General features: G+C 54.3%; 8 protein-coding genes. 7 read left to right on the top strand and 1 reads right to left on the bottom strand.

The features are described 5' to 3' along the window. Window position 1: 1 nt before the first annotated feature. From EI42_RS21130 to EI42_RS21150, 5 genes are all read left to right on the top strand, one after another. Window positions 2–799, top strand: a complete 798-nt coding sequence (locus EI42_RS21130; RefSeq protein ID WP_111324629.1) for an APH(3') family aminoglycoside O-phosphotransferase — start codon at window positions 2–4, stop codon at window positions 797–799. A gap of 142 nt (window positions 800–941) precedes the next feature. Then, window positions 942–1,718, top strand: coding sequence for an enoyl-CoA hydratase (locus EI42_RS21135; protein ID WP_111324630.1), 777 nt, complete (start codon window positions 942–944; stop codon window positions 1,716–1,718). A 64-nt stretch (window positions 1,719–1,782) separates the two neighbouring features. Continuing rightward, entirely contained in the window at window positions 1,783–2,529 is a 747-nt protein-coding gene (locus EI42_RS21140) for a 4'-phosphopantetheinyl transferase family protein (protein WP_111324631.1), read from the top strand. A 595-nt stretch (window positions 2,530–3,124) separates the two neighbouring features. Further along, window positions 3,125–4,489 (top strand): MFS transporter, encoded by a 1,365-nt coding sequence (locus EI42_RS21145; protein ID WP_111324632.1) that lies wholly within the window; start codon window positions 3,125–3,127, stop codon window positions 4,487–4,489. A 49-nt stretch (window positions 4,490–4,538) separates the two neighbouring features. After that, window positions 4,539–6,170 carry a M20/M25/M40 family metallo-hydrolase gene (locus tag EI42_RS21150; RefSeq protein WP_111324633.1) on the top strand — a complete coding sequence of 544 codons (1,632 nt, stop codon included), beginning with the start codon at window positions 4,539–4,541 and terminating at the stop codon, window positions 6,168–6,170. Here the strand turns inward: EI42_RS21150 and pdxR are convergent. After that, window positions 6,167–7,681 (bottom strand): MocR-like pyridoxine biosynthesis transcription factor PdxR, encoded by a 1,515-nt coding sequence (gene pdxR / locus EI42_RS21155; protein WP_211326288.1) that lies wholly within the window; start codon window positions 7,679–7,681, stop codon window positions 6,167–6,169. The two genes, EI42_RS21150 and pdxR, sit on opposite strands and share 4 nt — an antisense overlap. A gap of 132 nt (window positions 7,682–7,813) precedes the next feature. Between pdxR and EI42_RS21160 the strand changes: the two genes are divergently transcribed. After that, entirely contained in the window at window positions 7,814–8,830 is a 1,017-nt protein-coding gene (locus tag EI42_RS21160; RefSeq protein WP_111324634.1) for an SIS domain-containing protein, read from the top strand. 833 nt (window positions 8,831–9,663) lie between these two features. Further along, window positions 9,664–12,903 carry a S41 family peptidase gene (locus EI42_RS35095; RefSeq protein WP_111324636.1) on the top strand — a complete coding sequence of 1,080 codons (3,240 nt, stop codon included), beginning with the start codon at window positions 9,664–9,666 and terminating at the stop codon, window positions 12,901–12,903. Window positions 12,904–12,906 lie beyond the last annotated feature (3 nt).

A 12,906-nucleotide genomic window follows, 5' to 3' on the forward strand; every position in this document is an offset into this window, starting at 1 on the left:
GATGGAACAACAGCAAGGATTTTCTGCACTCCCGCAGACATTACAGGAGCTGCTAGAGCCATATAAGACGGCTGGAATGATTGCAGACGAGATCGGCTGCTCGCTTTCACGTGTCTTTCAAATTGGCCCTTATTACCTGAAGATGACGCCAGAAAGCGCTGCAATCAAGTTGCTAGCCGAAAAAGAACGACTTGAGTGGCTACAGGGAAGGCTGCCTGTACCGCAGGTGCACTTTTATGGTCAGGATGAGCGCTTTGAATATCTGCTGCTCTCGACGGTTCCCGGCAAACTCAGTTGTGATCGCTTGTTTCTGTCGGATTTACCCGCACTGGTTCGCCTGCTGGCAGAGGGTTTGCGCCAGATCCATGCCATTCCTATCGCGGATTGTCCGTTTGATATGCGGCTGGAACAGCGGTTGAGCCGGGCTCGTTCCTATGTCTATAGCAATCGAATCGCGGATGCGCCTTCGTGGGCGTTTCGGAGTGCGGAGGAGGCACGAGCGCTCTATGAGCGGTTGGCTCAGACGCAACCGCCCGAGGATCCGGTGTTGACGCATGGTGATTATTGTCTACCAAACATTCTGATCCAGTCATGGCGCATCAGTGGCTTTATTGATCTGGCTCAGGCAGGCGTGGCTGATCGCTACTTTGATCTGGCCCTGGCCTGTCGCAGCTTGCTCTACAACTTTCCCGAGGCGGAGCCGCTGCTTCCTGAGTTCTTCCAGACGTATGGTATCTCGTCGGTTGACCGGGAGAAGCTGGACTATTATCGGTTGCTCGATGAGTTGACCGAGTTGTGAGATGGTCGGGGAGGCTTTCCCCGCCATTTCGCTATTGCGCTGCTCTCCTTTTGTAGGATATAGTGCAAAAGGGAAGAATTCCTTCTTTCAAGGGGGTCTTTGCTGTGTGGCCTGACCGAAGCGCTACAAAGGAGAAGAGACGATGGTATATGAATGTATTGAGGTCACGTATTCCGATACGTTTGCAACCCTGACGTTGAATAACCCGAAGCGGCGCAATGCGCTCTCGCTCAAGTGTATGCAGGAAGTAACTGCGGCGTTGCGTGAGATTGGTGATAGCTCGGCGCGTGGCGTGATACTGGCCGCGAATGGACCCGCGTTCAGTGCCGGGCATGACTTCGCCGATATGGCTGGCGCTGATCTGGACTTTATGCGCAAGCTGCTGAAGACCTGTACCATCATGATGGACACCATTCAGGAGATCCCACAGCCAGTGCTGGCGCGAGTGCATGCGATTGCGACGGCCGCAGGCTGTCAGCTTGTGGCGACCTGTGATCTGGCAGTTGCCTCTACAGAAGCCTCTTTTGCGACACCGGGCGGAAAAGGTGGCTGGTTCTGTACCACGCCAATGGTGGCGTTAAGCCGCAATATCGGACGCAAGCGGGCGCTGGAAATGCTGCTGACGGGTGACCCGATCGATGCTCAGACGGCCTATGAATGGGGGCTGGTCAATCGGGTAGTGCCGCCCGAGAAGCTGGAAGAAGAGTCTCTTCGTTTGTTGGGGGCAGCGACGCGGGGAAGTTTTTTCTCGAAGGAGATGGGCAAGCAGGCATACTATGCGCAGATTGAGATGCCACAGCCGCTTGCTTACTCCTATGCAATTGAGGTGATGGCGGCGGCCTCACAGACGCCTGATGCACAGGAAGGGATGCAGGCGTTTCTGGAAAAGCGGAAGCCGCGCTTTCAGGAGCGCTCATAAATGGAAGCAAGGCCGTGCTACGCGCATGGTCTTTTAGATAAAAAAGGGGTTGGAAAACCTGACAATGGCTGAAAATTGGCAACTGTCACGAGGGCTGGAGAGACTGCCGCATGACGAGGTCCATGTCTGGCAGGCCCGTATCACGCTTGCCGCAACGGCAAAAGATCCGCTTGTGCAGCCGTTCCGCGCTGTGCTTGCGCCTGATGAGCGCGAGCGAGCAGATCGCTTCTTCTTTGAGAAAGACCGGGTCTGCTTTACGGTGGCGCGTGGGCTGTTGCGCATGTTGCTGGCGAACTATCTTCTGTGCAGACCTGAGGCGATCCGCTTTTCCTACACATCATATGGCAAGCCGTTTCTGGCCGAGCCTCGCTCTACGCTTCAGTTTAATATCTCCCATTCGCGAGACCTGGCGCTTTTCTCATTCACCCATGAACGGGCTGTGGGCGTTGATATCGAATATATGCGCGATGTCGAGTTCGCTGCACTAGCCGCTCACTCCTTCTCGGCACATGAGCAAGAAACCTTGCGCTCCTTGCCTCCTGAACTGGTTCGACAGGGGTTCTATAACTGCTGGTCGCGCAAGGAAGCCTATATCAAGGCGCGTGGTCTGGGGCTCTCGCTGCCGCTTGGTTCTTTTGATGTCTCCCTGCGTCCCGGAGAGCCAGCCCAACTGCTGGCCTCGCGAGAGGAGCCACCACAGGATATCACGCGCTGGCAAATGGTCGCGCTGGATGTAGCGCCGGAATATGCGGCTGCGCTGGCTGTTGAGGGTCAGGACTGGCAACTGAGATGCTGGTGTTATGAGCAGTAAAAGAAACGGTACCCGCTAGAGCCGCGGGTACCGCTGCGCTTTCAATCATCGTAGTGAGACATCGGGCCGGTCCTTTCTGTAATGCTGCAAGCGTTTTTCGGGTGGACTGCTACAGAGACGGCCTACGAGGGTGCTGTTGAGCATTCGCGCGCTATGTGTAGGGGCAACTATAAGTGCGAGAATGCATGGCACAGGTAAAACGATTCTCCTACTATTGTTATACCTGAACTTCACTGAGAATCAGGGGCTTTTTCACGAGGAAATCACATTGTGTCCCGAGGAGAAAGAAGCTGTAATCCGCCCGCTCTTACGATCAAGTAGGTTGCAGAAACAGTAATGGGGTCGCAAGTTTTATGGATGGACTGTAGAAATGCCTGCTCTACAGCATAAATCGTTTGTATAATAGTGTGGCAAGCAAACCTTGAAAATCTCCCTTTCTTCATGCTACACTTCCCCTTATCCGGTAGAGTCTTCAGAGATGATACCTTCTCTCTTCACCCGCCTTTTTCTTACCTTTTTCTATTACTTATATTGCGGAATCCGCCCGGTGTAGTTGATCTCTTCGTCACTGAAAGCCGGAAAGGAAGTGGCTTCTATGGATGTTGCAGAGAAACGCGTAACGATTGCAGCTCGTATGGATCGCCTGCCGCTCTCGCGAATGCATCGGCGCCTGACAGTTGTGCTGGGAATTGGCACCTTCTTTGACCTCTACGATATTTTCCTTGCGAGCGTCCTGACTGCTATTTTGACCTCTGCTTTTCGCCTGGATACGGTACAGCAGGCTTTACTGCTTAGTTCGGGTTTTATCGGCATGTTCATTGGTGCGAGTGCCATGGGAATTGTCTCCGACTATATCGGACGCCGTACCATGTATATGGTGGATCTGCTGGTCTATTCGGTATTTTCGCTGGCGGCTGCCTTTGCACCTGACTTTCTCTGGTTGGTGCTCTTTCGCTTTCTTGCGGGCATTGGCCTGGGAGCCGAGCCGCCCCTGACAGATATCTATATGGGAGAGATGATTCCCCGGTATGCTCGTGGCAAATATACCGCCTGGTGCTATACCGTTGGTTTTCTGGGGGTGCCGCTGGCCGGTTTTGCTGGAAATCTGCTGGTCAAAGTGCAGTTCCTCTCATTGCCCGGGTGGCGCTGGTTGCTCATTATTGGTGCTCTGGGCGCAGTAATTGTCTGGTTTCTACGGCGTTCGCTGCCAGAATCACCCCGCTGGTATGAGATCCGTCATCGGTTCAACGAGGCGGAAAAGACACTCTCCGTTCTTGAGGAGGAGATAAGGCGTGAGCATGGGTTGGATCGCTTGCCTGAGCCTGTGCCGGTCGTTGTTGAAGAGCAGAAGAAGGCTACCTTTGTTGAGATCTTTAGTGGTCAGTATACACAGCGTACGGTTATGCTCTGGATCTTTCAAATCTTGCAGACGGTCGGGTATTATGGATTTGGTTCGCTGGCAACGTTAGCGTTGAAGGAAAAGGGAATTGATGTAGTGCAGACGCTTCAGTATACCGGCCTGATTTTCCTGGGGTATCCGCTTGGCTCGCTTGCTTCAGTGCCAGTAATCGAGCGCTTTGAGCGGAAGTTTGTCATCATTATTTCGGCGGCTCTGATCGCGATTTTTGGGCTGGTCTTTGGTTTTGCGACCGCAGCCCCGATCATCGTCGTCTCAGGTTTTCTGGTGACGGCGGTCAGTAATCTTTTCTCCAATGCGTTTCATATCTATCAGGCGGAAATCTTTCCGACGCGCATGCGGGGGACCGCGGTTGGCATTGCCTATAGTCTGAGCCGCATTACTACGGCTGTCTTACCGTTTATCGCACTTCCTGCATTAAAATTGTATGGTCCGGGTACCGTCTTTATCGGGTCTGCGCTCATCATGGGGCTGGTTTGCCTGGATGTGGGCGTGCTTGGACCACGCAGTACTGGACGTGCGCTGGAATCAATTGCCCATTAAGTCGGGAGGGAAAGCTTTCCCTCTCTTCTAATAAAAGAGAGGATATTTTATGTGGTTTGAGAAGGTGAAAAGCTATACTGAGCGTCTGGTGGCGATTCGGAGCGTGAGCCCGGGGGCCGGTGAAGTGGATGTTGCCCATGAGATTCTACGCCTGCTGCATGCGGAAGATCTGGCCTCTGCCTATACTGAAAGCGGCCTCGATCCGCTTGAAGGAGATCCGTTCGGGCGCTGCAATGTCTATGCTTTTGTGCGCGGGGTTGCGCCCGCAACGCTGGTTCTTCTCGGTCACTTCGACACGGTTGATACCACTGATTATGCCGCGCTTGAGCCTCTGGCACGGAATCCGGCAGCACTGGCTGAACATGCCCGGGAACTGGGCTACACGGAGAGCCCCGAGGGCTGGATGTTCGGACGTGGAGCTGCTGATATGAAAAGCGGAGTCGCGGTCATTCTTGCTCTGATACGGTATCTGGCACAACAGGAGACACCGCCTCCGCTCTCGGTCCTGATGCTGGCGACCGCGGATGAAGAGAACGAGTCAGCCGGAGTGTTGCAGGCGGTTCACTTCTTGCAGCGGTTACGCCAGCGCTATGGGCTGACGTATCTTGGCGTGATCAATACCGATTACACCACGGCACGTTATCCCGGTGACCCTCATCGCTGTGTCTATGCCGGGACGGTCGGGAAGCTGCTGCCAGGTTTCTTTTGCATTGGTGAAGAAGGTCATGTGGGAGCGCCCTTTGCGGGCCTGGATGCGAATGTGCTGGCCGCCGAGTTGATCCGCGATCTGAGTATGAATGTGCAGCTCTGTGAGGAGGATCAGGGCGAGATTATGGCACCCCCGGTGACGCTTCACGCGACTGATCTCAAGGCGGGTTACAATGTTCAGTTGCCCTTTACCGCCTATTTCTATTTGAATTACCTGACGCTGACCTCGACCCCTGCCACCGTCATGAACACCCTTCGACAGCGAGCCGAAGCTGTGATGCAAGAGCTTTTGAAGCGTATAGAGCATGCCGAGAATACATGGCTTATGCGCAGTGGTGTGACGGCAAAGGCTCCCGAACGGGTCGGTTGCGTGCTCACATACAGCCAGCTTGTTGCCGAGGTGCAACAGCGGCTAGGTGCTGACCATCTAAACGCTGAACTGGTCGCGGAATGGGAGTCCTGCCCGGCAGCGATGGATAGCCGGGAGCGCAGTGTACGGTTGGTGCAACGGCTCTGGCGGCTGAGCGGGCGTACGGGACCGGCCATAGTGCTCTTTTTCGCGCCTCCCTATTATCCCCATGTTCCTGCGGCAGAGGGACTGCTTTCCCGGGCGATTCAACAGGTGATTGCGGCTCATCCTGAAATGCACCTGGAGTTGCGCCCGTATTTCCCCTATCTCTCTGATGTCAGTTTTCTCTGCTTGCCTCCGGAGTGCGATCCTGAGGCCTTGATTGAAAACATGCCTGCCTGGCAGAAGACGCTTCCTGATCGATCGGCACCGCGTATGTATCAGCTCCCGCTCCGCGAGATCCAACAGTTGAACCTGCCCGTGTTTAATTGGGGTGTCTATGGACATGGCGTGCATCAGCGGGATGAGCGGGTGCTGATGTCCTATTCCTTTGAGGATTTACCCGCTCTGCTGCTGGAAGTGATGAACTGTCTGGCGAAGGCTCTCAAGGACGAGGTCGACTAGCCCCGCTTTGTGAGCGAGGTGAGTGCACGTGCCAGTTGTCTGACTCCGTCGAGAATCTCCTGTTCGTTGAATGCGGTATAGCCGATCAGCAGGGCCTGAAGATCGGTCGGAGTCAGAAAATAGCTCGCCATGTTCTGGGTCAGGACGCCATGCCTGGCCGCGGCTTGCATCGCTTGCTGTGCTTGCAAACCTCCTTCCAGTTTGCCAACAAGATGCATGCCGGTCTCAGCGTATTGCAGGGTAAGGAGTCCTGCGAGCTCACGTTTACTTGCCTCAAGCATGCAGTACTGGCGTTCGGCATAGACCTGCCGCATCCGACGAATGTGACGAGCAAAATGTTCCTGCTCGATAAAGTCAGTCAGTACCAGTTGTTCAAGCAGTGGGGGATGCCTATCAATTAATGCACGGGCCGTAGTGAAGGAATCGACCAGATGAGGCGGCACGACAATATAGCCAAGTCGCAGCCCGGGGAACAACACCTTGCTCATCGTGCCCACATAGATCACCCGGCCTGCGGCATCGAGCCCCTGAAGCGAGGAGAGTGGACGCCCGGTATAACGAAACTCGCTGTCATAGTCATCCTCAATGATCCAGGCTCCGGTCTGTTGCGCCCATTGCAGCAGTGCCAGGCGGCGGGTCAGGCTCAGTGTTGTGCCCAGGGGGAATTGATGGGAAGGGGTAACATAGGCAAGCCGGGCTTGTGGGCTGTGTTCAATACCAAGAGAGACATTCATACCTTCCTCATCAACCGGAATCGGGGCAAGCCGCACACCTGCACCCTGAAGAGCACCCCGCGTTCCGAGATAACAGGGTTCTTCGATCCACACGGTATCACCGGGATCAAGGAGCAGATGGGCTGTGAGATAGATGGCCTGCTGTGAACCCGAGACAATCAATACCTGTTCAGTTTCACAATGAACACCTCGTGCGGTTCGTAAGTAGTGGGCGATCTGCTCTCGAAGCGGCTTGTAGCCAGCGGGATCAGTATAGCCAAGTAGATGTATTGGTGGGCGGCGCAGGTGGCGGTTGATCAGCTTTCCCCAGAGAGTGAAGGGAAAGAGATGAAAGTCTGGAATACCATAACGAAAGGGCTGTATCGTGATCTGATCCCAATTGGTCTGCGCCTGTGGAGCAACATAGGCTGTTGCCAGGTGCTGACCGCGCCGAGAAAGACTGCCCTGTCCCTCTGGGGGGCGAGGTGATGCCGACTTGGGCTGATCAGTTTGTAGCAGCTCATCTGGCAGGGTTGAAGCCACGTAGGTTCCGCTTCCGATGCGCCCGTAGATGTAGCCCTCATGCAGGAGCTGTTCAAAGGCGTTCATTACCGTGGAACGAGAGATTCCCAGTCCCAGTGCTAATTCACGGGTAGCAGGAAGCCGGGCTCCCGTCGTCAGTTCACCGGTGAGAATTGCATGGCGAATAGCATCATAGAGCTGGCGATAGAGCGGGCGTGGGTCGCGCTCATCCAGCGAAATCATCAGGAGGGTGCTGGTTGCGTTTTTCTGTTCCATATCGTTGGCGACCTCGTTGAAATTGGTATGCCTATTGTAACGGAAAATGGCGCTTGTAACAATGCCAATCGTGCTCTACAATAGTACCAGAAATAACGAGAAAATTCTGCAAGAGAAGGAAGGAAGAAGAATATGCACTATTTTGCTCTAGATGAACAGATCGCATCACAACCCGCAGCAGTTCAGGCTGTATTACAGCGCCTCGCCTCACCGAGCAAGCTCCTTGATCCGGCTCGCCCTTTGATTCTGGTGGGCATCGGAACTTCCTATCATGCCTGCCGTGTAGCAGCCTACTGGGTAGACGCGCTCTCTCAGGGCAAGCAGTGTGCGCGTGTATACTCGGCTCATGAGTTCGCACTTTCGATTCCTGTCTCTGCTGAAGATCAGGTTGTAGTGGTCTCGCATCGGGGCACCAAAACCTACCCGCTCAAAGCGCTGGAGCGGGCTCATCAGGCGGGGGCCTATACGATTATCGTGACCAGCGAGGAGACACCGCCGCCACCATCAGTTGATCTGATCCTGCCAACCTGTCCTGGAGAACGTTCCAGCACACATACTGTCTCATATCTCAGCGCGCTGGCCGTGCTGGCAACTCTGGTGACCCACTATACCAATGCAACAAAGACGTCGTGGTACTCCGCGTTACAGCGTATCCCTGAGGCGATCGAGCAGACCTTGCAGTTTCCGGCTCCTGTGACTGTTGCGGAACAACTGGCTCACTGTTATCCCATACTGGTCGCGGGCTATGGGATTGATGCCATTACCGCAGAAGAGGCTGCACTGAAGCTCAAAGAAGGTACATACATCTGGGCCGAGGGCTTTGAACTTGAGAATGTGCTGCATGGACCTCCTGCCGCTTTTCATGAGAAGCTTGGCGCTCTCTGTATCACTTCGGCTCTTGATGATGGCGGACGGATGCAGGAGCTGTATCACGAGGTAAAAGAACTGGGTGGAACCGCGTTTACCTGTGGCACGCAAGAAGCTGATTTGCTATTCGCTCCGGTTGAGCAGTTACTGCGACCATTTGTCGCTATTGTTCCCTTACAGCGCCTGGTTGCGGAGATAGCGCGTATTTGCCAGAGCAACCCTGATACGATTCATATTGATGTGGAGCCCTGGAAAACAGCGATGGGGCGCGTTACGCTCTAATTGGTAGAGACCTGACACATGTCCTCATTGCTTTCTCTGCTCTGTTTATATGCAGAATATACGTTCATATAGGTGTATTTTGGGCTGCGCCAGAAAGTCCCCGGGCTTGACGCGTGGGGATGAATGGCGCAAGGCCATACAGAGGCAGAGAAAATCAAAAGCCTCTTAACAGGCACATCTGTTGAGAGGGTGGGCGGCTTCCTGACGAGTACGGCTGAACTGAAGGGGCTGCTTTTACTTGCGGAACCTGTTCTTACCGGTTGTATCAGCAAAATGCTCATAGCTCAGGGCTGCCAGTCCACTCGCAGTCAAGGGCGTCTCTGATTTTGCCTCATCGCTGTAGATGATCGTAGTGTGGTATTGTGTTCTCTTTTGATACTGGTGATCTTGCGGCGGATATCGCCTGGATGTATGGCCAGTAACGTCTACCTGCTTGTTGAACTGGCGGGTGCTATACCTGCAAGCAAGATGCCAGGTACAAAGCCCCGGTGTGGTGAAGAGGAAACGTGGGATGTATCCTCTTCTGACAATACTTCCTTTCTCCTTTTCTGTCAGTGATCCTCATGGTACAGTGAAAGAGCCTCCGGTTGCTATGAACGAGCTCACTCCTTGTCATAATCCACATACAACAAGATATCGACGACCACGTATATAAAAAGATGGGTATAGTGGGCCTGCTGTTGAAGCGCCAGAGAGTGTCGCATGAGCGGCGGATTGCTTCGTTTTCGCAGCGCATATGGGAGGAGAATTTTGTTCTATAATTTATTGCTGTGGTACAATAAGGCGTGATATCCGCAGACAAGTGGTACGAGCTCTTAAAGTAAGGAGTAGATATGCCAGCGAAAGGTTATATACGTTATCCGCATATTTTCCAGGATACGATTGTTTTTGTGTCAGAAGATGATTTATGGATGGTGAGCAGGGAAGGAGGGCGTGCTGAGCGCTTAACCGCTGGCGTCGGTGAGGTGAGCTATCCCCGGTTCTCTCCTGATGGGCAACTTCTAGCCTTTGTTGGACGCGAGGAGGGACCGAGCGAAGTCTATGTCATGCCCGCGTCTGGTGGCCCGGCACGACGTGTGACGTACCAGGGGGCGGCACGTTGTAAAGTGGTTGGTTGGACGCCAGATGGATCGGAGATTCTCTACGCGACAATCGCGGGGCAGTTTCATCGCAGTGCAACAGTGATTCAGGCCGTACGACCTGAAGGGGGAGCGCCGCGCACGGTGCAGGTTGGTCTGGCGAACGCTATTTCCTATGGCCCTGATGGAGGTGTTGTACTCGGACGTTTGAACCATCGAGAGCCTGCGCACTGGAAACGCTATCGTGGCGGTACCGCGGGGCATCTCTGGTGCGACGTTGAGGGAAATGGGACCTTCAAGCGCCTGCTTGATCTCCATGCGAATATTGTCGATCCCTGCTGGATAGGGGACCGCATCTATTTCCTGTCCGATCACGAGGGAATCGGGAATATCTATTCCTGTACGCCTATGGGTGAGGATCTGCGCCGGCACACAGACCATATTGATTTTTATGCTCGCAATCTCTCTTCCGATGGGTACCGTCTGGTCTACCACGCTGGCGCTGAACTGTACCTCTTTGACCCGGCCAGTGGCGAAGGACGACAGATCCCGGTCGAATTGCCAAGCATTCGTACGCAACTGAATCGGAAGTTCGTTCCCGCAGCGGCATTCCTTGATACTGCTGCCTTGCATCCACAGGGGCATGCGGTCGCGTTGACCACGCGCGGTAAGGCATTCTCAATGGGGAACTGGGAAGGGGCCGTTTTACAGCATGGCAAGAAAGACGGCGTCCGGTATCGTTTCCTTGAGTGGCTGAACGATGGAAAGCGCCTGGTTGCAATCTGTGATGAGCCCGGACGGGAGGCGGTCGTCCTCTTTAACCCTGAGAGCTCGGGAGAGGCTGAGGTGTTTGCTGATATCGAGTTCGGTCGGGTTGTCACTCTGGCAATCTCTCCGGTTGGTGATCGGCTGGCGATTGCCAATCATCGCAATGAACTGGTGCTGGTTGATCTTGAGAAACAAGAGGCGAAAGTGCTGGATCAGAGCAAGGCCGGACGCATGCGGGGGATCTCGTGGTCTCCTGATGGCCGCTGGCTGGCCTATGATTTTGCGCTTTCAAATCAGCAGACCGCAATCAAGCTCTGTGAGGTAGAGACTGGTGCGACGTATCAGGTGACGAATCCGATTCTGCATGATACGAAACCTGCCTTTGATCCCGATGGCAAGTATCTGTACTTTATCGGCGAGCGGATCTTTAATCCAGTCTATGATAACCTGCAATTTGAATTAAGCTTCCCGAAAGGCAGCAAGCCCTATGTGATCCTGCTGAGGCGTGACCTGCGTTCGCCCTTTATTCCTGAGGCGAAAGCGCCGGACGAGGAAGCGCCCGAGAATAAGGATGAGAAGGGCACGGATGCCGAGCAGAAGAGCAGCGAGACCGACGAGAAGAAGCCCGCACCGATCAAAATCGATCTTGAGGGTATTACCGAACGTGTTTTGCCCTTTCCGGTCAGCGAGGGACGCTACGTGGCGATTCGTGGCATCAAGAATAAGGCTCTCTTTCTCTCGGTTCCGGTGGTTGGTGTGCTCTCCGGTCATGATGAGCAACAGGCCAAAGGTACCCTTGAGTACTATGACTTCGAGCAGTATAAGACGGAGAAGCTCGCGGAAGGCATCAGTTCCTTTACGCTGTCGCGAACTGCTAAAACGCTTCTCTATCGCTCGGGACATCGTCTCCGTGTGCTGAAAGCAGGAGAGAAGCCCAAAGAGAATAATGATCAGCCGGGGCGTGAAAGTGGCTGGCTGGATTTGCATAGGGTGAAGGTATCGGTCAATCCTGTGGCTGAGTGGAAGCAAATGTTTGCTGAGGCATGGCGCCTCCAGCGCGAGCATTTTTGGACTGAAGACATGTCCGGCATCGACTGGGAGGCGATCTACAAGCAGTATGCGCCTCTGGTGGAACGGGTTGGCTCACGTTCGGAGCTCTCAGACCTCATCTGGGAACTTCAGGGAGAACTGGGAACCTCGCATGCCTATGAGATGGGGGGCGAATATCGCAAGCCGCCGTTTTATCGTCAGGGCTTCCTGGGGATCGACTGGAAATATGATGCCCAGAGCGAGCGTTATCGTGTAGCTCGAATCATCAAGGGAGACCCCACAAATGCACGTGAGACCTCGCCACTAACCACACCGGGCATTGATGTTGCCGTGGGTGATGCGATCCTGGCGATTAACGGGCAACGGATTGAACCTGCTATCGGTCCTGATGAGTTGCTGGTGAACCAGGCGGGACAGGAAGTGCAACTCCTGATTGAAGATGCTGAGAGTAAAGAGACCCGCACGGTTGTGGTCAAGGCGCTCGATGATGAAATGCCGGCTCGCTATCGTGAGTGGGTGGAGACGAATCGGCGCAAGGTGCATGAGCTCTCGGATGGACGGGTTGGCTATATCCATGTTCCTGATATGGGGGGTGAGGGCTTCGCGGAGTTCCATCGTAGCTACCTGATGGAGTATGATTACCCGGCATTAATCGTCGATGTGCGCTTTAACGGCGGCGGCCATGTCTCGTCTCTGTTACTGGAAAAACTGGCGCGTCGTCGTATCGGCTATGATTTCCCGCGCTGGGGCTTGCCGGAACCCTATCCTTCTCAGTCTCCCCGAGGACCGATTGTGGCTCTGACAAACGAGCAGGCGGGCTCGGATGGCGACATCTTCAGTCATAGCTTTAAGCTGATGGGGCTAGGTCCTTTGCTTGGAAAACGGACCTGGGGTGGTGTGATCGGGATCAGCCCATCACATCGGCTGGTTGATGGAACGGTGACAACGCAGCCCGAGTATTCCTTCTGGTTCAAAGATGTGGGCTGGAATGTTGAGAACTATGGAACCGATCCAGATATTGAGATAGATAATGCTCCACAGGATTATGTAAATGACCGTGATCCACAGTTAGAGCGGGCTATTGAAGAGGCACTGAAACAGATAGAGCAAGTGCCGGTGCTTGAGCCGAACCCTGGCGAGCGACCGCGCCTGACACGTCCTACCAGTTTGTCGTAAGTT

Origin of the sequence: Thermosporothrix hazakensis, from assembly GCF_003253565.1 — a bacterium.
In the GTDB taxonomy this organism is placed as follows: domain Bacteria; phylum Chloroflexota; class Ktedonobacteria; order Ktedonobacterales; family Ktedonobacteraceae; genus Thermosporothrix; species Thermosporothrix hazakensis.

Coding starts and splice junctions, on each gene's coding strand:
- EI42_RS21130 (WP_111324629.1), top strand. CDS start 2: ATGGAACAACAGCAAGGATTTTCTGCACTCCCGCAGACATTACAGGAG.
- EI42_RS21135 (WP_111324630.1), top strand. CDS start 942: ATGGTATATGAATGTATTGAGGTCACGTATTCCGATACGTTTGCAACC.
- EI42_RS21140 (WP_111324631.1), top strand. CDS start 1,783: ATGGCTGAAAATTGGCAACTGTCACGAGGGCTGGAGAGACTGCCGCAT.
- EI42_RS21145 (WP_111324632.1), top strand. CDS start 3,125: ATGGATGTTGCAGAGAAACGCGTAACGATTGCAGCTCGTATGGATCGC.
- EI42_RS21150 (WP_111324633.1), top strand. CDS start 4,539: ATGTGGTTTGAGAAGGTGAAAAGCTATACTGAGCGTCTGGTGGCGATT.
- pdxR (WP_211326288.1), bottom strand. CDS start 7,681: ATGGAACAGAAAAACGCAACCAGCACCCTCCTGATGATTTCGCTGGAT.
- EI42_RS21160 (WP_111324634.1), top strand. CDS start 7,814: ATGCACTATTTTGCTCTAGATGAACAGATCGCATCACAACCCGCAGCA.
- EI42_RS35095 (WP_111324636.1), top strand. CDS start 9,664: ATGCCAGCGAAAGGTTATATACGTTATCCGCATATTTTCCAGGATACG.